Raw genomic sequence first — 21,729 nt, forward strand, 5'->3', positions numbered from 1 at the left:
TCGGGCCCTAGCGATTGCGCGATTTCTCGAGTGCCCCGAAGCGTTCGAGGAACTTCTTCTGCACCTGCCTGGCGGGCAGGGGGGCGATGGCAAGCGCGTCCGCCGAGAAGCCGCGCGGGCGTCCGAAGAAGCGCGCCGCCTCGGGTTCGGCGAAACCGGCGAGCCGCGTCGCCTCGAAATAGGCGGCGATCTGGTCGGCCCGCTTGATCGATTTCCTCAGTTTTTCCGGCAGCTCGGGCGGCAGGGCGAAGCGCAGATGGACCGCCACCTGCAGCCTGTGCTCGACTGCCTTGTAGCCGCCGCCGACGACGGCCTTGAAGGGCGAGATCATGTCGCCGATGACATATTCGGGCGCATCGTGAAGCAGCGCCGCCAGCCGGCAGTCGGCATCCGCGTCCGGCGTCGCGATCTCGAATATCTGCTCGACCAGCAGGCAGTGCTGGGCGACCGAGAAGGCGTGATCGCCGTTTGTCTGGCCGTTCCAGCGCGCCACGCGGGCGAGCCCGTGCGCGATGTCGGTGATCTCGACGTCGAGCGGCGACGGATCGAGGAGGTCGAGCCGCCGGCCCGAGAGCATGCGCTGCCAGGCGCGCGCCTGCGCCGAGGCGTCGTTCGCCATCAGGCCTCTCCCGCCCCTGCGGCGTCCCGCGGCAGCGTGTATGTCGCCCAGGATGGGATCGAGAGGGAAAGCGGCACGTCCCCCGCCGATATCTCGTTGCCCGCATCGAGCGCGTCCTTCACCCGGTCGATGCGCACGATCGCGATGGCGTCGGATCCCAGCATCGAGCCGAGCGCGCCGATCGTGCGGCCGTTCGCGGTGATCTCGGCGCCGGGACCGGGCAGGGCGGACGCGCCCCTGGCGATCATCACGCGGCGCCGCGCCGTGCCGCGATGCTGCATGCGCGACACGACCTCCTGGCCGATATAGCAGCCCTTCTTCAAGCCGACGCCGCCGTTCTGGTCGAGCAGCACGTCGTGCGGGAAGGCGTCGCCGAGCTGGTAGTCGGTCCCGCTTTCGGCAACGCCATGGATGATGCGCAGACGCGTCCAGTCATCGAGGGACGCGGTTGCCTGCGGCAGCTCGCCATAGTGCCGGCGGACATTGGCTTCGGACGCGAAACGCATATCGGCAAAGGTTGAATCATTTTCCGAGGAACCGGAATCGGAATCCCAGCTCGCCGCGACAAGTGCTTGATCTTCCTTTCTGATCTCCACCTTCGCCCGCAGCCGGTAGAGCATCAGCCGGCGGATGAAATCGTCGGCGACGTCCGCGCGGCATTCGAGCCGCATCGCGCCCGCAGAGGTCCGCGAGACGAGGAAATCGAACATGATCTTGCCCTGCGGGGTGAGCAGCGCTCCCGGCTTCGCCTCGCCCGGCTTCAGCATGTCGAGATCGGTGGTGAGGATGTTCTGCAGGAAATGTTCCGCATCGGGTCCGTCGAGAACGACGAGCGCGCGGTCGATGAGATGAGCTGCCGGCATGAAGAATCCGCGTCCAAGCTTGCTTTTGATGTGGCCATTACGTAAGCCGCCCGGCAGGCACCGGCAAGACCAATCGCAAGCAACGGGATATCGTCATGACAGCAACCTTCGATCTCATTCTCAAGGGCGGGACGGTGGTCAACCATGATGGAGAGGGTTTGCGCGACGTCGGCGTCCGTGCCGGCCGCATCGCCGCCATCGGCGATTTGTCGGCTTCGAGCGCCGGCGAAACGATCGACTGCACCGGCCTTCACGTGCTGCCCGGCGTGATCGACAGCCAGGTGCATTTCAGGGAGCCGGGACTGGAGCACAAGGAGGACCTGGAGACGGGATCGCGGGCCGCGGTGCTGGGCGGCGTCACCACCGTCTTCGAGATGCCGAACACCAATCCGCTCACCACCAGCGAGCAGGCGCTCGCCGACAAGATCGCGCGGGCGACCAACCGCATGCACGGCGATTTCGCCTTCTGGGTCGGCGGCACGCGCGAGAACGCGCCTCATGTCGGCGAGCTGGAGCGCCTGCCGGGCGCCGCGGGCATCAAGGTGTTCATGGGATCCTCCACCGGCAATCTGCTCGTCGAGGACGACGAGGGGGTGCTGGAAATCCTGCGCAACACGCGCCGCCGCGCCGCCTTCCATTCGGAGGACGAGTTCAGGCTGCGCGAACGCCTCGGCGAGCGGGTCGAGGGCGATCCCGCCTCGCATCCGGTCTGGCGCGACGAGATCACGGCGCTGCGCTGCACCGAGCGGCTGGTGCGGATCGCGCGCCAGGCGCGCGCGCGCATCCACGTGCTCCACATCTCCACCGCCGAGGAGATCGGTTTCCTGGAGAACCACAAGGATGTCGCTTCCTGCGAGGCGACGCCGCATCATCTGACCCTTTCGGCGGACGACTATGCAAGCCTCGGCACCCTCATCCAGATGAACCCGCCGGTGCGCGACAAACGCCATCGCGACGGCGTCTGGCGCGGCATTTCCGACGGCATCGTCGACGTGCTCGGTTCCGACCACGCGCCGCATACGCTGGAGGAGAAGGCGAAAACCTATCCGGCGTCGCCTTCCGGCATGACCGGCGTGCAGACGCTGGTGCCGATCATGCTCGATCATGTGAACGCCGGCCGGCTGACGTTGCAGCGCTTCGTCGATTTGTCGAGCCACGGCCCGAACCGGCTGTTCGGCATCGCCCGCAAGGGCCGGATCGCGGCCGGCTACGACGCCGACTTCACGGTCGTCGACATGAAGCGCAGGGAAACGATCACCAACGCGCAGGCCGGCTCCAAGGCCGGCTGGACGCCCTATGACGGCCGCCAGGTCACCGGCTGGCCGGTCGGAACCATCGTGCGCGGCGCGCGCGTGATGTGGGAAGGCGAGATCACGACGCCGGGGCAGGGGCAGCCGGTGCTGTTTTCGGAGGCCCTGCCGGCCTGACGCCCGGGGGCCGACGTCTCGGAGGGGGAAGGGTGCGGCGGTCGCCGCCTCAGTCACCCGCGACGAAGAACAGCCATTTGCCTTCCGGCGAGATGCCGACGCGATAGAAGATGTAGGAGCCGTAGTTCTTCATGTCCTCGTAGTCGCCGGCGGTGACGATCTTGAAGAGCTCGAAGCGCTGGCGCTCGTCGAGCTCGTCGAGCGGCACGGCGAAGAAATAGGGCCAGACATACATGTCGTCGTCGGTGCCGGGCTCGAGATGGACATAGCCGGTGTCGAGCACCTCGTAGAGGATCGCGAGGATCTCCTGGCCCTCGCTGTCGCCCGAAAGCTCCTTCATGAACTGGATCGGATCGCCGGTGATGCCGCCGAGCGAAAGCTGCGTCATCGTCTCGCCGCTGCCGACCAGCGGGCGCAGCCGCTCGATGTCGCCGGAGGCGGCAGCCTCCATGATGAGTTCGCGCATGCGTCGCACGGGCTCAGGCAAAGCATTGAAATCGTGGGACACTTCCGGTGTCGGCGCGTTCTTCTCCTCGGCGCTGTCGGAATCGTCCAGCTGGAAATCCTCCTCATCGTCGCCGCCTTGCGGCTGGCCCTCGGGATTCCTCGGGCTGACGATCGGATCGGGCAGGGGAACCGGCGCGGTGACGTTCGGTGGCGCGGTTTCCCCGCTCCGGCCGGAAGTGGACGGAGGAACCTCCTCGCGCTTGATCTCGCTCAGGGCCGAGGCCGGCCGGCTTTCCGCGACCAGCACCGCTCCCGCCAGGCAAAGGAGGAAGGAAAATGCGACCGCCGACCTGAAAAGCCCTTCCGCCGGCCTATATCGCATATCCCGCTCCGCCCGATTCATATCGCCTTCGTTTCCTCGCCATGCGTGCGCCCAAAATCTCGCGGCGCCACTATAGTGCAAAAACGCGCCCGGCGTGATGGGGCAGGACAGCGCGGGGATGCCGCCTAGTGAAAGCGCCGATCGGGATCGAACTCGCCCGACACCACGCGCTCTCCCATGCGCTCCAGCAATGCGAGGATCGATTCCTCGCCGCTCGTGCGCCGCAACTCGGCGATGGCGGTGGCGATGGCGGCTTCCGCCATGATCTCGGGCTCTATCCCCGCGGACAGTCCCTCGGCCCACGCTTCCTCGTAGCTTTCGACAGCGGTGAGGCGCTTTTCCTCGCGAATCAGCGTGTCGATGTCGGTAATACCCCGATCCATGCTTCCACCCGTCTCCGGCGCCGTCGGATATGCCGGCGCGACAGAAGTCCCTTTTTAATGTCCCATTAAGGGTTCTAGCACACCAAATGCGGCAAACGCTGCCCCAATAGTGTAAAAGTTAACAGTCTGCTAATTGCCGAAGCGGACCGCCGTGTCCTTCGTCAGCTCGGCCCCTTCCTTCATGTAGCGCTCAATCGCCGATATCGCCGAAGGCGTGCAGCTTCCGTAGCTCCCCTCGAAGGCGCGATAGCCGCGGTTGAAGCTGGCAATGAAGCGGGCGCGCCGCTCCGCATCGGGGTTTTCCGCCTCCAGCAGCGTTTCCATCCGGTCGCGCCAGGTGCTGCCCGTCTCGCCGCAGAGATTGCGCAGGAAATGCAGCGATCCGAGGATTTCCGACAACCTCAGCAACTGCCCCTCGAAGGGCGATTCGGCGGCGCGCGCCGGGGCGGTGCCGCAGATGGCGGCGACCGCGACAAGCATGACGGCGCATCGGAGACGGGTCTTCATTGCGTAATTGATCCGTCGGAATTCGAGCGGCTGCAAGGCGTATCCTCGTTCGAGGCGGGCCTTGGCTCGGCCGCGAGCTGCCGGGCGATTTCCAGAACCGAACCGGCGAGCGGCAGGGGTTCCATCTCCTCGATCGTGAACCAGCCGGCCGCGTCGGCGTCGTCTCCTGCCTGAATCGTTCCGCCGGCGAAGGCGGCGGCATGCACGCTCAGGATGAATTCGATCCGCTGTTCCTCCTCCTCCGAGCCGACTTCCAGGTCCACCACATGCCGGATCTCGCGGAGCATGGCGCCGGTCTCCTCCATCACCTCGCGGCGGACGGCGTTCTCCAGCGTCTCGCCTTCCTCGACCCGCCCGCCGGGAAAGGCGTAGAGGCCGAAGGCGGGCGGTCGTCCTCGCCTGACGAGCAGGAAGCGCCCCTTGTCGAATATGGCGGCGGAAACCGCGCGCTGTGGTGCAGACGGCATCGATCGAACCCTAACCCGGCGGCGGCGCGCAAGACCAGCGGACGCGCACCGCCCACGAAACCTATTGCAGCGAGTTGCCCGGGAGGTCAAACTGTCCGGCGATGGGGTGGAAGAAATCGTCATGGCGAAGAGTGTGCCATTGCCGCGCATGGCGGCCGTGGGACGCGGAACGCGGCCATGACCTCCATGCGACGACGTATCGGAGCGGAAGATCGTGACGGAAAGACCATGTGCGGACGATTTGCGCTGACGGCCACGCCGGCCGAATTCGAGGATGTCCTGGGCGTCGTCGAAATCGAAGATTTCCCGCCGCGTTTCAACATCGCGCCGACACAGCCGATCCATGTGGTCGTCGCGGGCCCGAGAAGGGAACCGGGCTCGAACCGGCCCGACCGCGTCGCCATGCTGGCGCGCTGGGGCTTCGTGCCGTCCTGGGTGAAGGATACGCGGCAGTTTCCGCTGCTGATCAATGCGCGCAGCGAAACCGCCGCCGGGAAGAGCTCGTTCCGCGCCGCGATGCGCCATCGCCGGGTGCTGATTCCGGCTAGCGGTTTCTATGAATGGAAACGGGAAGGCACGCGGAAGTCGCAAGCCTATTGGGTGAGGCCGAAAACAGGCGGGCTGATCGCCTTCGGCGGGCTAATGGAAACCTATGCCGAGCCGGGCGGCTCGGAAATCGACACCGCCGCGATCCTGACGACGGCGGCGAACAGCCGGATCGCGCATATTCACGAACGCATGCCGGTCGTCATCCGGCCCGGGCATTTCCGCGAATGGCTCGATTGCGTGCGCAACGAGCCGCGCGACGTGGTGCCGCTGATGGCACCGGTGGAGGAGGAGTTCTTCGAGGCGATCCCCGTATCGGAAAAGGTCAACAAGGTCGCCAATACCGGCCCCGATGTTCAGGAGCCGCTCGGTCCCGAGATGCTGCAGGATGCAAGGACGGACGAGAAGCCGAGACCCGACGAAGGCCAGTTGACGCTGTTCTAGCGTCGCCTCGCGGTTCAGGCCGCCCGCGCCTGCTTTTCCTTGCTTTCGTTCAGCCGGTGCGCGCAGATCAGCGCCGCCAGAAGCGAGGCGGGTCCGATCTCGCGATAATGGGTCGTAAGGGTCTCGTATTGCGCGCGCTTGGCGCGCTCGTATTCGGCTTCGAGTGCAGTGTTGGCCATCGGGTTCTCCCTCAACGTCGTTTTCGTCCTCGACACCTAACGAGATGGGTATCGAATGGGACAAAAACTTGGCTGGAGCAGGGTAATTCCGTGCGCTTGTGCCCGCATATCTGCGGACATGTTTAATAAAATACTATCGATCCGCGCAGTGTTGCCTTCAGGCCACGCAATCATCGCTTGCAATCGGCGCTTTTCCGCCCTTGACGGGCCATGCGCCGGGCGCGATAAAGCACGCCATGAAAACGTCCTTCGCCATCATCGGCATTTGCATTATTGGCTAGCGCATAACGCTGGTCCGGACGTTTTCGCCTTCACGACATCGAAACGAAAAACGCCCAGGCCGGCTGGCCAAGGGGAGATTTGATGTCTGACGCCGCCACGCGACTGAGGCTCTACAACACGCTGACGCGATCGAAGGAGGAGTTCGTCCCGCTCGAACGCGGGAACGTGCGCATGTATGTGTGCGGGCCGACCGTCTACGACTACGCCCATATCGGCAATGCGCGCCCGGTGATCGTCTTCGACGTGCTCTACCGCCTGCTGCGCCGCGTCTACGGCCAGGACCACGTCACCTATGTGCGCAACATCACCGACGTCGACGACAAGATCAACGCGCGCGCGGCGCGCGACCATCCCGACCTGCCGCTGAACGAGGCGATCCGCAAGGTCACCGAGACCACCAACGCCCAGTTCCAGGCCGATGTCGAGGCGCTCGGCTGCCTGCCGCCCGACAGCCAGCCGCGCGCCACCGAGCATATCGACGGGATGCGCGCCATGATCGACCGGCTGGTCGAGATCGGTGTCGCCTATGTCGCCGAGGATCACGTGCTGTTCTCGCCCTCGGCGATGAACGCGCGCAAGGGCCCGCGCTACGGCGCGCTATCGCGCCGCCCGCTCGACGAGATGCTGGCCGGCGCGCGCGTCGACGTCGCCTCCTACAAGCGCGACGAGATGGATTTCGTGCTCTGGAAGCCGTCGAAGTCGGGCGAGCCCGGCTGGCCTTCGCCCGCCGGAATTGCGGCGTCCGGCCGTCCCGGCTGGCATATCGAATGCTCGGCCATGTCGATGGCGAAGCTGCTCGAGCCCTTCGGCGGCGGCCTGAGATGCGACGACCCGGCGAAGAACATGTTCGACATCCATGGCGGCGGCATCGACCTGGTCTTCCCGCACCACGAGAACGAGATCGCGCAGTCCTGCTGCGCGTTCGGCACCGAGCGCATGGCCAATATCTGGATGCACAACGGCTTCCTTCAGGTCGAGGGCAGGAAGATGGCCAAGAGCGAGGGCAATTTCGTCACCATCAACGAATTGCTGAACACGGAGCGCTTCGGCGGCCGCAAATGGCCGGGCGAGGTGCTGCGGCTGGCGATGCTGACGACGCATTACCGCGAGCCGATCGACTTCAGCCTGCGCAAGCTGGAAGAGGCCGACAACCTCATCGCCCGGGCGAGCGAATATATGGACGGCGTGGAGGCCGGCGACGTGCCGGCGGAGTTCCTCGACCTGCTCGCCGACGACCTGAACACGGCGAATGCCATCAACTGGCTGTTCGCCCGGCGCAAGGAGGCCGGCTTCGACCCGGCGGGCTTCCGCGCGGCCTATGAGCTGCTGGGGCTGAGGGTCCGGCGGCTCGAGGCCGGTGTTCCGGAGTTCGACCACGGCCTGATCGAAAAACGCCTCGCCTTCATCCGCGAGAAGAACTGGGCCGAGGCCGACCGCATCCGCGACGAGCTGCTGGCGCAGGGAATCCAGTTGAAGGACGGCAAGGATCCCGTGACCGGCGAGCGCGTCACCACCTGGGAGGCGAGGCGGTGAGGAATACCCCTTTCCGTTTCTGGAACGACGCGGTCTTGCACGACATCGACAATGTCTGCGCGCATATTGTCGCTTCAGCCGGGCTGACGGCCGCGGATGCGGCGGCAGGCGGACCGTCGAACGCGCTTTACAGGGAGGTTTTGCGATGATCGACCACATGGGCATCAGGGTCGCCGATTTCGAGGCGTCGAAGGCGTTCTACGACAAGGCGATGGCGCCGCTGGGCGCGTCGCTGCTGATGATGGTGCCGACGGAATATACCGGCGGCGTCAAGGTCGGCGGCTACGGGCGCGACCGGCCGACCTTCTGGCTGCACGAGAACGACACGCCGCGCGACCATCTGCATGTCGCCTTCACGGCGAGGTCGCGCGCCGAGGTCGACGCCTTCCACGCCGCGGCGATCGCCGCCGGCGGCAGGGACAACGGCGCGCCGGGCCTGCGGCCGCATTACCATCCGGACTATTACGGCGCTTTCGTCCTCGACCCCGACGGCAACAATGTCGAGGCCGTCTGCCACGGACCGGGATGAACGGAGGAGACGGACCGATGATGAGCCTCGACAACAGACCCGTCTACTCCGGCGGCTGCCAGTGCGGCGCGGTGCGCTTCCATGTCGAGGGCGCGCTCGGCGACGCCTCGGTGTGCCATTGCCGGATGTGCCAGAAGGCGTCGGGCGGCTTCTACATGCCGCTCGTCTCGGTGCGGCAGGCGCGCGTGGAATGGACGCGCGGGGAGCCGAAGCGCTTCCAGTCCTCCAATCACGCCCGCCGCGGCTTCTGCGCCGAATGCGGCACGCCGCTGACATATGAGGCGCCGGACGGGATGGCGCTCGCCATCGGCGCCTTCGACCATCCCGAGGAGATCGCGCCGGCGATCCAATGGGGCATCGAGGCGAAGCTGCCCTATGTCGACGGCATTCCGAGCCTGCCGGGCGAGGACACGATGGCCGACCAGGACGCCGCCTCGTTCCTCTCCACGCTGGTCTCCCACCAGCATCCCGACCACGACACCGAAACCTGGCCACCGGAGGAAAGATCATGAGCGACAAGGTTCGAACGGGCGGCTGCCAGTGCGGCGCGGTGCGCTTCCGCATCCATGGAGAGCTGGGACGGGCGTCGATCTGCCAATGCCGCATGTGCCAGAAGCAGTTCGGCTCGTTCTTCTCGGCGCTGGTGACGGTGCCCGAGGACGGCGTCGAATGGACCCGCGAGGAGCCGAGCTATTTCCAGTCCTCGGTCAATATCGATCGCGGTTTCTGCCAGCGCTGCGGCACACCGCTCACCTACCGCCATCCTGGCGGGCTGGAGATCGCGATTGGCACCTTCGACGACCGCTCCGACCTCGCGCCGAGGATCCAGGTCAACCACGCCGCGCGGCTGCCCTGGGTGGAGACGATCTTCGACCAGCCAGTATACGACGACCCGGACTATTATTCGCAGCAGGAGGCGATCATCTCCTTCCAGCATCCCGACCATGAAACGACGGCCTGGCCGTCCCAGGGCCTGAAACTATGAGCGAATTGCGCAGCCTCTATCCCGAGATCGAGCCGTTCGAGACCGGCATGCTCGAGGTCGGCGACGGTCACGTGGTCTACTGGGAGCGCGTCGGCACGAAGGGCGCCAAGCCCGCGGTCTTCCTGCATGGCGGCCCCGGCGGCGGCATCTCGCCCAAGTACCGCCGGCTCTTCGACCCCGCGCGCTACGACCTGATCCTGTTCGACCAGCGCGGCTGCGGCCGCTCCACGCCCCATGCCGGGCTGGAGGCCAACACCACCTGGCACCTCGTCGCCGACATCGAGCGGTTGCGCGAGATGGCGGGCTTCGACGAATGGCTCGTCTTCGGAGGATCCTGGGGGTCGACGCTGGCGCTCGCCTATGCCGAGAAGCACCCGGAGCGCGTCAGCGAGCTCGTGCTTCGCGGCATCTATACGCTCACCAGGGCCGAGCTCGACTGGTACTACCAGTTCGGCGTCTCGGAGATGTTCCCCGACAAGTGGGAGCGTTTTATCGCGCCCATTCCCGAGGCCGAGCGCGGCGACCTCATGGCGGCCTATCGCAAGCGCCTGACGGGCGACGACAAGGCCGCGCAAGTCGAGGCCGCGAGGGCGTGGAGCCTCTGGGAGGGTGAGACGATAACGCTCCTGCCCGAGCCGGAGACCAGCGACCAGTTCGGCGAGGACGATTTCGCGCTCGCCTTCGCCCGCATCGAGAATCACTTCTTCGTCCATGCCGGCTGGCTGGAGGAGGGGCAATTGCTGCGCGACGCGCACCGGCTTGCCGGCATCCCCGGCGCCATCGTTCACGGTCGCTACGACATGCCGTGCCCGGCGAAATATGCCTGGCGGTTGCACAAGGCCTGGCCGGACGCGGAGTTCCACCTGATCGAGGGCGCCGGCCACGCCTATTCGGAGCCCGGCATACTCGACCGGCTGATCCGGACGACGGACGGGTTTGCGGGGAGGGCGGGGTGACGGGTACTCCTATGAAGAAACAACGCATCTATCTCTTCGACACCACGCTGCGCGACGGACAGCAGACGCCGGGCGTCGACTTCTCGGTCGAGGACAAGATCGTGATCGCCCGCATGCTCGACGAGTTCGGCATGGACTATGTCGAGGGCGGGTATCCGGGCGCGAACCCGACCGACACGGGGTTCTTCGCCGAGAAGCGCACGGCGCGGTCGACCTTCGTCGCCTTCGGCATGACCAAGCGCGCGGGCATCTCCGCCTCCAACGATCCCGGTCTTGCCGCGATCCTGCAGTCTCGGTCGGATGCGGTGTGCTTCGTCGCCAAGAGCTGGGACTATCACGTGCGCGTGGCGCTCGGCTGCACCAACGAGGAAAACCTGGAGGGCATCGCCTCCTCCGTCGAGGCGGCGCGCGCCGCAGGCAAGGAGGCGATGGTCGATTGCGAGCATTTCTTCGACGGCTTCAAGGCCAATCCGGACTATGCGCTCGCCTGCGCGCGCACGGCATATGACGCCGGCGCGCGCTGGGTGGTGCTGTGCGACACCAATGGCGGCACGCAGCCATCGGAAATCCGGCAGATCGTCGGCCAGGTGATCGCCAGCGGGATTCCCGGCGAGAATCTCGGCATCCACGCCCATGACGATACCGGGCAGGCGGTCGCAAATTCGCTGGCGGCGGTGGAGGCGGGCGTGCGCCAGGTGCAGGGTACGCTCAACGGCATCGGCGAGCGCTGCGGCAACGCCAATCTCGTCACCATCATCCCGACGCTGATGCTGAAGCCCGCCTATGCCGAGCGCTTTGAGACCGGCATCGCGCGCGAGGCGCTGGAGGGGCTTTCCCGGCTGTCGCGCAATTTCGACGAACTGCTCAACCGCGCGCCCGAGCCGCAGGCGCCCTATGTCGGCAGCTTCGCCTTCGCGACCAAGGCGGGCATCCATGCCTCGGCCCTGCTCAAGGAACCCAAGACCTACGAGCACGTGCCGCCGGAAACGGTCGGCAATGCACGCAAGGTGATGGTGTCCGACCAGGGCGGCAAGTCGAATTTCATCGCCGAGCTCAAGCGCCGCGGCATCGCGGTCGCCAAGGACGATCCGCGCCTCGACACGCTGATTTCGCTGGTCAAGGAGCGCGAGGCCGAGGGCTATGCCTATGAAGGGGCGGATGCCAGCTTCGAGCTTCTCGCGCGGCGCACGCTCGGCAGCGTGCCGGAGTTCTTCCGCGTCGATTCCTTCCGCTGCATGGTCGAACGCCGCTTCGACGCCAACGGCCAGTTGAAGACGGTCTCGGAAGCGATCGTGAAGGTCACGGTCGACGGCGAGGAAAAGATGTCGGTGGCGGAGGGCGACGGGCCGATAAACGCGCTCGACATCGCGTTGCGCAAGGATCTCGGCAAGTTCCAGCACGAGATCGCCGACCTGACGCTGGTCGACTTCAAGGTGCGCATCCTGAACGGCGGCACCGAGGCGATAACGCGGGTGCTGATCGAATCCCACGATTCGACGGGCGCGCGCTGGTGGACGGTCGGCGTGTCGACCAACATCATAGACGCCTCGTTCCAGGCGCTGATGGATTCCATCGTCTTCAAGCTGGTCAAGAACCGCGAGGGCGCGAGCCTGGCGGCGGAATAGCCCGACCGGTCGCTGGCATCAACGATTCTCGCGGCATGATCAGTTTTTTGCGCTGGTCGCGGCGGGGCTGAGGGGCTACCACCCGTCTGCACGGAAAAGAGGCAGCGCAGATGCAGGAAAAACTGGCGGGCGAGCAGACGGCGGAAAGCGCTTCTCCCGGCGCGTCGCGCGGGTTCCTGTACGCGCTGGGCGCCTATGGCCTGTGGGGCTTCCTGCCGCTCTACATGAAGGCGGTTGCGCACATTCCCGCCGCCGAGGTGGTGGCGCATCGCGTCGTGTGGTCGGTGCCGGTCGCCGGCGCGATATTGCTGGCGCTCGGGCGCACCGCCGACATCGCCGCCGCCCTGCGCTCGCCGCGCACGCTTCTCATGGCGGCGCTGACGGCGGCGATCATCACCATCAACTGGGGCGTCTATGTCTGGGCGATCGCGGTCGACCGCACGGTGGAGACCGCGCTCGGCTACTACATCAACCCGCTGGTCACGATCGTGCTCGGCGCGGTCTTCCTCGGCGAGAGGCTGAACCGCTACCAGGTGCTCGCGGTCGGGCTCGCGACCGCCGCGGTGGCGGTGCTCACCGTGGAGGCGGGCGGGCTTCCCTGGGTGTCGCTGGTGCTCGCCTTCTCCTTCGCCATCTACGGTTATCTGAGAAAGACGCTGCCGGTCGGACCCAGCCAGGGCTTCTTCCTCGAGGTGCTGATCCTCGCGGCGCCGGCGCTCGCCTATATCGTCTGGCTGGAAACCACCGGGCAGGGGCATTTCCTGGCGTCGGCCGGCAATGTCGGCCTGCTGCTCTTCGCCGGTCCGGCAACCGCGATCCCGCTGATCCTCTATGCCTTCGGCGCCAAGCTTTTGCGGATATCGACAATCGGCATCATGCAGTACATCTCGCCGACGGTGATCGCGATCATCGCCGTGCTGGTCTTCGGCGAGCCGTTCGGGATGGACAGAATGATCGCCTTCGGCCTGATCTGGACCGCGCTGGCGCTCTATACTTGGTCGATGTTCTTCGGCAGGAAGGGCGCCTGACGCCCAAAGGCGCCGACCGCCGCTACATCTTGTCGATGACCTTCGGGTCGCCTTCCGACGGCAGGTCGGTCGAGGCGGCGGCCGAGAGGATCGCGGCCACGATCTCCTTCGCCTCGTTGACGACGATCGGGCGGACGAGATGCGAGGTGTGGAGGAAACCTTCGGCCTTCATGTGATCCATCAGATGCAGCATCGGGTTCCAGAAACCGGCGATGTTGGCGAACACCATCGGCTTGCGGTGGCGGCCGAGTTGCGCCCAGGTCATGATCTCGACGATCTCCTCGACCGTGCCGATGCCGCCCGGCAAGGCCACGAAAGCGTCGGATTTCTCGAACATCGTGTGCTTGCGGGCGTGCATGTCCTCGGTCACGATCACTTCGTCGAGACGCTGCAGCGCGGTTTCGGTCGCTTCCTTGTTCATCAGGAAGCGGGGGATGATCCCGGTCACCTTGCCGCCGGCCTCCGCCGTGCCGCGCGCGACCGCGCCCATGACGCCTCTCGTGCCGCCTCCATAGACGAGGCCCAGGCCGGCCTTGGCTATCGAGCGACCGAGTTCGTAGCCCGCATCCATGTAGATGTCGTTCAGGCCCGGCGAGGAACCGCAATAGACGCAGACGGATCGAATCAGGTTCATGGATCGATTGGTGAATATGTCCGTGGCTGCGGTCAAGATACGCAGGGCTTTTTGTTGTAGCACTTGTTAAAAAGCGCTAGACCCGCCTTAGGCGGTTAAGGGAACTTGGACTATGGGCGTGACCTTGTTGAAGGCGCTTTTGTTTGTCGGCGGCGGCGCCGTGGCGGCGGCCGGTACGGCCTACTATACCGGATTGCTCGATCCGTGGCTTGGCGACAAGCCGCCCATCGTCGCGGCGGTGCCGAACGCCGTGCCTCCCGCCAAGGAGGAAGCGCCGGCGCCCGCCGCGAAAGCCGAGGAGCCCAAACCCGAGGCCCCGGCCTCTCCGGAGGCGGCGAAGACCATCGTCGTTCCGGCTTTCGATATCGTGCGGGTGGAGCCCGACGGCTCGCTGGTGATCGCCGGCCGCGCGGCTCCCAATTCGACGGTGGAGATCGTCGCCGGCACCGAGGTGCTCGCGACGACGAAGGCGGACGCAGGCGGGGATTTCGTCGCCACGCTCGACGACCCGTTGAAGCCCGGCGACTACCAGCTCGTGCTGCGTTCGACCGCCCCCGAGAATGTCGTCGCCACCTCGACCGAGACGGCAGTGGTGTCGGTGCCCGATAACGCCGATGGCCAGGTGCTGGCGCTGGTCGAGGAGCCGGGCGCGCCGTCGAGACTGATCACCGTGCCGGAGGCGAAGCCCGCACCGGAAGGCGGGGAAGCGCAGGCGGCGCCCGCGCCGCAGGACGAGGCGGCGGCGCAGCCTGACGCAGAGCCCGCGGACGAGGCAGAAGGAAGCGAGCCCGCGACGGCGGATGAAACCGAACCCGCGGCACCGTCCGAACCGCAGATCGCCGCCACGCCGCAGACCGAGGAACCGGAGACGGCCGCGCCCCCCGCCGATCTGTCGCGCGTCGCCGTCGAAGCGGTCGAGATCGAGGGCGGGACGGTGTTCGTCGCGGGAACGGCCGCCGCCGGCGGGACGGTCCGCGTCTATGCCAACGAGATCCTGCTCGGCGATGCCCGGGTCGAACAAGGCGGACGCTTCCTGGTCGAGGCCAAGCGCGATCTTCCGGTGGGGGATTATATCATTCGCGCCGATCTGCTCGACGCCGACGGCAGCGTGCTGGCGCGCGCGGCGGTGCCGTTCTATCGCGAGCCGGGCGAGTCGATAGCCGCGATCGCTCCCGGCGCGACCAGCGGACGCGCGCCGCAGGCCAACGCCGCTCCCGAAGCCCAGGGAACGCCTCCCGCGCCGTCGCAGGGTCAAGCCGCGCCGGAAACCGCAGGCGAGCCGAGGCCGCAGGACCATCCCGCCGCATCCGCTCCGCAAGGCGAGCCCGCGGCGGGCGGCGTATCGAAGACGGCCCGCCTCGAAGGCGGCGAGGCGGACGAGGCGGATGTGACGGCGCCGAAGCTGCAGCGCGTCGACGGGTCGGTCATCATCCGCAGGGGCGACACGCTCTGGCACATTTCGCGGCGCGTCTATGGGCGCGGCGTACGCTATTCGACGATCTACCTCGCCAATCAGGATCAGATCCGCAATCCGGACCGTATATGGCCGGGGCAGGTCTTCACCGTTCCGGGCGAGACCGAGGAAGGCGAGCGCGCGGACATGGGCGCGGTGGCCGATCAGGCCGTTCCGGGTGCCGAGGGCGACACCGCTCCCGTCAGCCGATAGGCTCCTTCATCGCGGAAACCGGCGGCGCTTGGCGAGTTCGGATTGCCGTTTTGCCGGCAATGCGGAGAATTTTATTCTCCGGCGGCTTGTGTCCGATGGGCTTTCATCGTATATCGTCGATTTACGATGAAACTTCACGGCGACAGGGAAATGGAAGGGTGCTGCGAACGCAAGGCGATCGCGGACAAGCTTGCCGCGCTCTCGCATCCGGCGCGCATCGAGATATTGCAGCATCTGGCCGGCGTTGAAGCCTGCTGCTGCAAGGAGGTCGTCGACCGGCTCGATCTCGCCCAGTCCACCGTCTCGCAGCATCTGCGGGTTCTGGTCGATGCGGGGCTTCTGCGCCTTACCCCGGAGCGCCAGCGCTCCCGCTACGAGGTCGACCGCGCCGCTCTTGCCGAGCTTTCGCAGACGGTAGGCCAGTTGCTCGTTTCCTGCTGCGCCCCGCCGGCGGACAAGCGCGCCGACTGAACCAAGGACGAGAATTTTGGCAGGCAAGACTGTTTCCGCCGAGTCGGGCACGACGTTCAAGACGTTGTCGAACCTGTGGCCCTATATGTGGCCCGCCGATCGCGCCGACCTGAAGATGCGGGTCGTGTGGGCGACCTTCTTCCTGGTCATCGCCAAGCTGATCCTGGTGCTCGTCCCCTATTTCTTCAAATGGGCGACGGACGAGCTTGCCGGCGAGTTCCAGCCGCCCGCCTACCTGCCCGTCATTCTGATCGGTCCGATCATGCTGGTCGTGGCCTATAATGTCGTGCGCATCGTGCAACTGGGCCTGAACCAGCTCCGCGACGCCCTGTTCGCGCGCGTCGGCCAGCACGCGGTGCGCGAACTCGCCTACAAGACCTTCGTGCACATGCACAATCTGTCGCTCCGCTTCCATCTGGAACGGCGCACCGGCGGTCTTTCCCGCATCATCGAGCGCGGCACGAAGGGCATCGAGACGATCGTCCGCTTCACCATCCTGAACACGGTGCCGACGATCCTCGAATTCGTCCTGACGGCGATCATCTTCGCGGTCGCCTATAGCTGGATCTATGTCGCCATCATCGCGGTGACGGTGTGGCTCTACACCTGGTTCACCGTGCGCGCGAGCGACTGGCGCATCGCCATCCGCCGCGAGATGAACGACAGCGACACCGACGCCAACACCAAGGCGATCGACTCGCTGCTCAATTTCGAGACGGTGAAATATTTCGGCAACGAGAACATGGAGGCCGAGCGCTTCGACCGCTCCATGGCGCGCTACGAGGCGGCGGCCACCAAGACCTGGACCTCTCTCGGCTGGCTGAATTTCGGCCAGGGCGTGATCTTCGGCTTCGGCATGACGGCCGCCATGGCGCTGTCGGCCTGGGAGGTCGCGCGCGGAACCCACACGATCGGCGACTTCGTCTTCGTCAACGCCATGCTGATGCAGCTTTCCATCCCGCTGAACTTCATCGGCTTCATCTATCGCGAGATCCGCCAGGGCCTGACCGATATCGAGCAGATGTTCGACCTGCTCGACGTGAAGGAGGAGGTGCGCGACAGGCCGGACGCGAAGGAGCTGGTCGTTTCCAAGGGGACGATCCGCTTCGAGAACGTGCACTTCGCCTACGACCCGACCCGGCCGATCCTCAAGGGGGTCAGCTTCGAGGTTCCCGCCGGCAGGACGGTGGCGATCGTCGGTCCGTCCGGCGCGGGCAAGTCGACGATCTCGCGGCTGCTCTTCCGCTTCTACGACATCCAGGAAGGCGCGATCCGCATCGACGGCCAGGACGTCCGCGACGTCACCCAGGAAAGCCTGCGCAACGTGATCGGCATGGTGCCGCAGGACACCGTGCTCTTCAACGACACGATCGCCTACAACATCCGCTACGGTCGCCCCTCCGCGACCGAGGAGGAGGTTCGCCACGCCGCCGAGCTGGCGCAGATCGGCGGCTTCATCGAGCGCCTTCCGGAAGGCTACAAGTCGATGGTGGGCGAGCGCGGCCTGAAGCTTTCCGGGGGCGAGAAGCAGCGCGTTGCGATCGCCCGCACCATTCTCAAGGCACCGCCGATCCTGATGCTCGACGAGGCGACCTCGGCGCTCGACACCCATACCGAGCAGGAAATCCAGGCGGCGCTCGACGTGGTGAGCCGCGGCCGCACGACGCTCGTGATCGCGCACAGGCTTTCCACCGTGATTTCGGCGGACGAGATCATCGTTCTCAAGGACGGCGCGATCGCCGAGCGCGGCCGCCATGGCGAGCTTCTTGCCGCGCGCGGGCTCTACGCCGCCATGTGGGATCGCCAGCGTGAGGCGACGGAGGCGGAAGAGCGCCTGCGCCGCGCCCGCGAGACCGACGAACTGGGCGTCGTCGTGCGCCGCCGCACCGAGGAGGTGCAACCGGGCGAATGAGGCTCGCCCAATCGCGCGTTGCAGCCGGGGGCCGTTTCGGCTAATCAGGCCCATCTTCACTAGCGACGATTGAGCCTGGATGAGCCTGACCGAGACAATCAAGAACACGTTCGTGCCGATCAATCGCGAGGGCTATCCCTTCATCGCGGGCTTCGCCGCCGTCACGATCGTCCTCGGCATCTTCTCGACCTCGCTTTTCTGGATCGGGCTCATCCTCACCGGCTGGTGCGCGTATTTCTTCCGCGATCCCGAACGGGTGACCCCGGTCGACGACCGTCTGGTGGTCAGCCCCGCCGACGGGGTGGTCTCGATGGTCGGCCCCGCCGTGCCGCCGCAGGAATTGGGGCTCGGCTCAGCCGAGATGACCCGCGTCTCGGTCTTCATGAACGTCTTCTCCTGCCATGTGAACCGCTCGCCGGTGCGCGGCCGCATTTCGAGGATCGAATACCGGCCGGGCAAGTTCCTCAACGCCGACCTCGACAAGGCGAGCTCCGAGAACGAGCGCAACAGCCTGCTCATCGAGAGCCCCAACGGCACTGTCGCGACCGTGCAGGTGGCGGGCCTCGTCGCGCGCCGCATCGTCTGCTGGTCGGACGCCGGCAACGATCTGGCGATCGGCGAGCGCTTCGGCATCATCCGCTTCGGCTCCAGGCTCGACGTCTATCTGCCGGAAGGCGCCGCGCCCCGCGTCGCCGTCGGCCAGACGGCAGTGGCCGGCGAGACCGTCATCGCGGAATTCGGAGGCTCCGCCGCCTCGCCGCTCGTGCGCGTGTCGTAAGGCGGCAACGTGGCCCCGTTCCCCCCGTTCGAACCTCACGGCGTCAAGCGGGGCAGGCGTTTGCGCGGCATCCCGGTCCGCCTCGTCATCCCGAACCTGATCACCGTGCTCGCCATCTGCGCCGGACTTTCGGGCATCCGGCTCGCCTTCGAGCAGCGTTTCGAGATCGCGGTGGCGATGGTGCTGATCGCGGCACTGCTCGACGCGGTCGACGGCCGCATAGCGCGCCTGCTCAAGGCCTCGTCGAAATTCGGCGCGCAGATGGATTCGCTCGCCGACATCGTCAATTTCGGCGTGGCGCCGGCCCTCGTGCTCTACGCCTTCGTGCTCGACGGCGCCGGAGCGATCGGCTGGATCGCCGCTCTCCTCTTCGCGATCGCCTGCTGTCTGCGGCTGGCGCGTTTCAACGTGATGCTGGAAGACCCGAGCAGGCCGGCCTGGCAGGCCGACTATTTCGTCGGCGTGCCGGCTCCCGCCGGCGCTTTGCTCGTCATGCTGCCGATCTATATCGGCTTCCTCGGCGTTCCGCTCGGCGTCGGCTTCGCCGTCGCCTCCGCGATCTTCGCCGTCGGGGTGGGGCTCCTGATGGTCAGCCGCCTGCCGGTCTACTCCGGCAAGTCCGGCATCCGCATCCGCCGCGACATCGTCATGCCGCTGATGCTCGCCATCGTCCTCTATGTCGCGCTGCTGTTCAGCTACACCTGGCACACGATGGCGGCGAGCGCGATCGCCTATCTGATCTTCCTGCCGTTCAGCGCCCGCGCCTTCGCGCGGCGGGCGGCGCGCGAGGAAGCCGCCTCCGGCGAGGCCGGGCCGGAGTAGGTCAGGCGGCCGCCTCATCGAGGCCGAGGCTGTCGAGCGCGATCTGCCTCGCCCTGGCATAGTCGGTCTTGCCGGTGCCGAGCACGGGTATCTCCTCCACCTTCACGATGTCGGACGGCGTGACGACCTCCGCGGCGCCGGCCTTCCTGACCGCCTGCCGCAGCGCGTTCCTGTCGGCTTCGCCGGCCGTCGTCAGAAGCACGATGCGCTCGCCCTTGCGATCGTCGGGCACGGCGATCGCCGCATGCTTGGCGTCCGGCCACAGATCATGCGCCAGCATCTCGACGGCGCCCAGCGACACCATCTCGCCGGCGATCTTGGCGAAGCGCTTCACGCGGCCGCGCACGGTCATGAAGCCCTCGCGGTCGAAGCGGACGATGTCGCCGGTGTCGTGCCAGCCTTCGGTGGCATCCGGCGCGTCGGCCGGGTCCGCGTAGCCGATCATCACGTTCGGACCGGCGACGAGCAGCCGCCCGCCGTCCTCGATGCCCTCCACCGACTCGATCCGCACGCGCATGGCCGGCAGGAGACGCCCGACCGTTGCGTCGCGGGAATGCGTCGCCGAATTGAGCGCGATGACGGGAGCGGCCTCGGTCATGCCGAAACCTTCGAGGATCTCGGTGCCAAAACGCTCGCGCCAGACGCGGCGCGTCTCGCCGCGCACCGGCTCCGCGCCCGCCACCACCAGCCGCAGGCTGGCGAAGTCGTCGTCCTTCGCCACGCGCGCATAGGCGGCAAGGAAGGTGTCGGTGCCGAGCAGGACCGTCGGGCGGATCCTTGCCGCCGTCTCGCAGATGGCCTTGTAGTGCAGCGGCGAGGGATAGAGGTAGAGCGGCACGCCCGATACCAGCGGCAGGATCATCCCGCCCGTCAGTCCGAAGGAATGGAAGACCGGCAGGACGTTGAGCAGCTTGTCGGCCGGGGAGAACTCCACGCGCGCCTCGATCTGCGCCACATTGGCGAGCAGGTTGCCGTGCGACAGCAGCACGCCCTTCGGCGTCGCCTCGGAGCCCGAGGTGAACAGCATGACGGCGGCCTGGTCCGGATCGCGCCGCCCGACGGCCCGCCTGCGCTGGAGATAGGCGAGGGCCTTTTCCATGCCGCCGATCTCGGCGCGGATGTCCTCCAGCCAGAGGATCGTCGCGCCGGCCGCCTCCACGGCGGCGATCTCGTCGGAGAGCTGGGCCTTTTCGACGAAGCCGCGCGAGGAGACGATCGTTCCGATCCGGCCGGTGCGTATCGCCGCCGCCAGGTTGGCGGGCCCCGCCGTGTAGTTCAGCATCGCGGCGACGCGGCCGGCCGAGCCGAGCGCGAAGAAGGCGATGGCGGTGGGGGCGGCGTTGGGCAAGAGGAGGCCGATGGCATCGCCGTCGCCGCCGATCCGTGCGAAACGCTTCGCCAGCGCCCGCACGCCGGTCAGCATCGTCCGGTAGCTCATCGAGGCGCCGAGCGTGTCCTCCAGCACGATGCGCGTCCCGCCATGCAGCCTGCCTGCCGAGCGCAGCGCGTCGAACAGCGTCCGCGACCGCTCCGCCGCCTCGTAGCGGGTCTGCATGACCCGGTCGAAAAGCGCGTTGGAGGCGGTGATCGGAACCGGCGCCGCCCTCTCCATCAATTCGGTGATGGTCCTCGGCTCGAGCGCATGGACGGCAAGGCGCGGGAAAAGGTGCCGCGGGGCATCCTCGCGCGCGGCGAGCGAAAGGACGGAGTTGCGGGACCCTGAAACGAAGATCGGCACGATCTTAGCGTCCGCCTTGAGCGCGATGCGGGCGACCGCGCGATAGAGCCTGAAGGTGCGCTGGTCCGGCTCGACCTCGGGCGGGAAATAGACCGCGAGCTTTCCGCCGCCGCGCAGATGGCGGACGAGGCGGCGGCTGACGAAAAGATGGGTCGCGTTGAAGGCGATGGTGCGCGCCAGCTCGCGCCAGGGTTCGAGCCAGATCGCCTTGGCCGAATATTCGTCGAGAATGTGCAGCGTGTCTTCCGGCAGCAGGCTCAGCATCAGTGCCGGTTCGAGCCGCGACTGGTGCGAGACCGCATATATGACCGACTTTTCGTTGCGCTTGTCGCGCAGCGCGGCGGCGTCGACGCGGTAGGCAAGCGAAAGCGGGGCAAGGAAGAATGCCTGCCGCAGCGAAATCCCGTGTCTCGATTTCAGCACGGTCGCGCAGGCCAGCCACAGCGCCGCGATACCGGCCACGATCGTCCCGGCTAGGATCATGCTGCTCCTCCCAGCTATTTCGT

Annotated in this window: 23 protein-coding genes; 14 read left to right on the forward strand and 9 right to left on the reverse strand. The window is 66.6% G+C overall.

All coding sequences use genetic code 11. The features are described 5' to 3' along the window. Nucleotides 1–7 precede the first annotated feature (7 nt). Together XW59_RS05480 and XW59_RS05485 are read right to left on the reverse strand one after the other, a co-directional pair. Nucleotides 8–619, reverse strand: coding sequence for an HD family hydrolase (locus XW59_RS05480; RefSeq protein WP_047143722.1), 612 nt, complete (start codon nucleotides 617–619; stop codon nucleotides 8–10). Beyond that, nucleotides 619–1,482: a folate-binding protein YgfZ gene (locus tag XW59_RS05485; protein WP_047143723.1), complete on the reverse strand. Its 864-nt coding sequence runs from the start codon at nucleotides 1,480–1,482 to the stop codon at nucleotides 619–621. Before XW59_RS05485 ends, XW59_RS05480 begins: the two co-directional genes overlap by 1 nt. Before the next feature lie 95 nt (nucleotides 1,483–1,577). Between XW59_RS05485 and XW59_RS05490 the strand changes: the two genes are divergently transcribed. Beyond that, the gene (locus XW59_RS05490) at nucleotides 1,578–2,909 is read left to right on the forward strand and encodes a dihydroorotase (RefSeq protein ID WP_047143724.1); all 1,332 of its coding nucleotides are present in this window, start codon (nucleotides 1,578–1,580) and stop codon (nucleotides 2,907–2,909) included. A gap of 49 nt (nucleotides 2,910–2,958) precedes the next feature. Here the strand turns inward: XW59_RS05490 and XW59_RS05495 are convergent, their stop codons facing one another. The 4 genes from XW59_RS05495 to XW59_RS05510 form a co-directional block, all read right to left on the reverse strand. Further along, on the reverse strand, nucleotides 2,959–3,738 hold the full coding sequence (locus XW59_RS05495; RefSeq protein WP_047143914.1) for a hypothetical protein: 780 nt from the start codon (nucleotides 3,736–3,738) through the stop codon (nucleotides 2,959–2,961). Between the two features lie 125 nt (nucleotides 3,739–3,863). Next, complete coding sequence (locus tag XW59_RS05500) at nucleotides 3,864–4,121, reverse strand: hypothetical protein (protein WP_047143725.1); 258 nt, start codon at nucleotides 4,119–4,121, stop codon at nucleotides 3,864–3,866. A 129-nt stretch (nucleotides 4,122–4,250) separates the two neighbouring features. Next, complete coding sequence (locus tag XW59_RS05505) at nucleotides 4,251–4,601, reverse strand: TIGR02301 family protein (RefSeq protein WP_047143915.1); 351 nt, start codon at nucleotides 4,599–4,601, stop codon at nucleotides 4,251–4,253. Between the two features lie 23 nt (nucleotides 4,602–4,624). Further along, the gene (locus tag XW59_RS05510; RefSeq protein WP_136067954.1) at nucleotides 4,625–5,095 is read right to left on the reverse strand and encodes an NUDIX hydrolase; all 471 of its coding nucleotides are present in this window, start codon (nucleotides 5,093–5,095) and stop codon (nucleotides 4,625–4,627) included. A 228-nt stretch (nucleotides 5,096–5,323) separates the two neighbouring features. Here XW59_RS05510 and XW59_RS05515 point away from each other — a divergent pair, with 228 nt between their 5' ends. Continuing rightward, nucleotides 5,324–6,085, forward strand: a complete 762-nt coding sequence (locus tag XW59_RS05515; protein ID WP_047143726.1) for an SOS response-associated peptidase — start codon at nucleotides 5,324–5,326, stop codon at nucleotides 6,083–6,085. Nucleotides 6,086–6,099: 14 nt separating this feature from the next. On the opposite strand, the gene XW59_RS05520 is transcribed toward XW59_RS05515, so the two are convergent. Continuing rightward, the gene (locus XW59_RS05520) at nucleotides 6,100–6,264 is read right to left on the reverse strand and encodes a transcriptional regulator (RefSeq protein ID WP_136067956.1); all 165 of its coding nucleotides are present in this window, start codon (nucleotides 6,262–6,264) and stop codon (nucleotides 6,100–6,102) included. Between the two features lie 363 nt (nucleotides 6,265–6,627). Here XW59_RS05520 and cysS point away from each other — a divergent pair, with 363 nt between their 5' ends. From cysS to rarD, 7 genes are all read left to right on the forward strand, one after another. Beyond that, nucleotides 6,628–8,079: a cysteine--tRNA ligase gene (gene cysS, locus XW59_RS05525; RefSeq protein ID WP_047143727.1), complete on the forward strand. Its 1,452-nt coding sequence runs from the start codon at nucleotides 6,628–6,630 to the stop codon at nucleotides 8,077–8,079. A gap of 145 nt (nucleotides 8,080–8,224) precedes the next feature. Then, nucleotides 8,225–8,608 carry a VOC family protein gene (locus XW59_RS05530; RefSeq protein WP_047143728.1) on the forward strand — a complete coding sequence of 128 codons (384 nt, stop codon included), beginning with the start codon at nucleotides 8,225–8,227 and terminating at the stop codon, nucleotides 8,606–8,608. Nucleotides 8,609–8,628: 20 nt separating this feature from the next. Beyond that, nucleotides 8,629–9,120: a GFA family protein gene (locus XW59_RS05535; protein WP_047143917.1), complete on the forward strand. Its 492-nt coding sequence runs from the start codon at nucleotides 8,629–8,631 to the stop codon at nucleotides 9,118–9,120. Further along, entirely contained in the window at nucleotides 9,117–9,593 is a 477-nt protein-coding gene (locus XW59_RS05540; RefSeq protein ID WP_136067958.1) for a GFA family protein, read from the forward strand. Before XW59_RS05535 ends, XW59_RS05540 begins: the two co-directional genes overlap by 4 nt. Continuing rightward, nucleotides 9,590–10,549, forward strand: a complete 960-nt coding sequence (gene pip, locus XW59_RS05545) for a prolyl aminopeptidase (RefSeq protein WP_047143729.1) — start codon at nucleotides 9,590–9,592, stop codon at nucleotides 10,547–10,549. The genes XW59_RS05540 and pip overlap by 4 nt, the downstream gene beginning before the upstream one ends. An 11-nt stretch (nucleotides 10,550–10,560) precedes the next feature. After that, complete coding sequence (gene cimA / locus XW59_RS05550) at nucleotides 10,561–12,174, forward strand: citramalate synthase (RefSeq protein ID WP_047143730.1); 1,614 nt, start codon at nucleotides 10,561–10,563, stop codon at nucleotides 12,172–12,174. 110 nt (nucleotides 12,175–12,284) lie between these two features. Next, nucleotides 12,285–13,202: an EamA family transporter RarD gene (gene rarD / locus XW59_RS05555; protein ID WP_047143731.1), complete on the forward strand. Its 918-nt coding sequence runs from the start codon at nucleotides 12,285–12,287 to the stop codon at nucleotides 13,200–13,202. 22 nt (nucleotides 13,203–13,224) lie between these two features. On the opposite strand, the gene XW59_RS05560 is transcribed toward rarD, so the two are convergent. Continuing rightward, nucleotides 13,225–13,836: a TIGR00730 family Rossman fold protein gene (locus XW59_RS05560; RefSeq protein ID WP_047143732.1), complete on the reverse strand. Its 612-nt coding sequence runs from the start codon at nucleotides 13,834–13,836 to the stop codon at nucleotides 13,225–13,227. A 112-nt stretch (nucleotides 13,837–13,948) separates the two neighbouring features. Here XW59_RS05560 and XW59_RS05565 point away from each other — a divergent pair, with 112 nt between their 5' ends. The 5 genes from XW59_RS05565 to pssA all read left to right on the forward strand — a co-directional run bounded on the left by XW59_RS05565 (nucleotide 13,949) and on the right by pssA (nucleotide 19,485). After that, a complete protein-coding gene (locus XW59_RS05565) occupies nucleotides 13,949–15,502 on the forward strand; it encodes a LysM peptidoglycan-binding domain-containing protein (protein ID WP_137326984.1) in 1,554 nt (517 codons plus the stop codon). Nucleotides 15,503–15,628: 126 nt separating this feature from the next. Beyond that, the gene (locus XW59_RS05570; protein WP_047143734.1) at nucleotides 15,629–15,973 is read left to right on the forward strand and encodes a metalloregulator ArsR/SmtB family transcription factor; all 345 of its coding nucleotides are present in this window, start codon (nucleotides 15,629–15,631) and stop codon (nucleotides 15,971–15,973) included. Nucleotides 15,974–15,989: 16 nt separating this feature from the next. Beyond that, nucleotides 15,990–17,885 (forward strand): ABC transporter ATP-binding protein/permease, encoded by a 1,896-nt coding sequence (locus XW59_RS05575; protein ID WP_047143735.1) that lies wholly within the window; start codon nucleotides 15,990–15,992, stop codon nucleotides 17,883–17,885. 79 nt (nucleotides 17,886–17,964) lie between these two features. After that, a complete protein-coding gene (locus XW59_RS05580; RefSeq protein ID WP_047143736.1) occupies nucleotides 17,965–18,663 on the forward strand; it encodes a phosphatidylserine decarboxylase in 699 nt (232 codons plus the stop codon). A gap of 9 nt (nucleotides 18,664–18,672) precedes the next feature. Then, nucleotides 18,673–19,485 (forward strand): CDP-diacylglycerol--serine O-phosphatidyltransferase, encoded by an 813-nt coding sequence (gene pssA / locus XW59_RS05585; RefSeq protein WP_047143737.1) that lies wholly within the window; start codon nucleotides 18,673–18,675, stop codon nucleotides 19,483–19,485. 1 nt (nucleotide 19,486) lies between these two features. Here pssA and XW59_RS05590 read toward each other — a convergent pair whose 3' ends face one another. Next, a complete protein-coding gene (locus XW59_RS05590; RefSeq protein WP_047143738.1) occupies nucleotides 19,487–21,706 on the reverse strand; it encodes an AMP-binding protein in 2,220 nt (739 codons plus the stop codon). Nucleotides 21,707–21,729 lie beyond the last annotated feature (23 nt).

The sequence above is a fragment of the Aquamicrobium sp. LC103 genome (genome assembly GCF_001014615.2).
Taxonomy (GTDB): domain Bacteria; phylum Pseudomonadota; class Alphaproteobacteria; order Rhizobiales; family Rhizobiaceae; genus LBCQ02.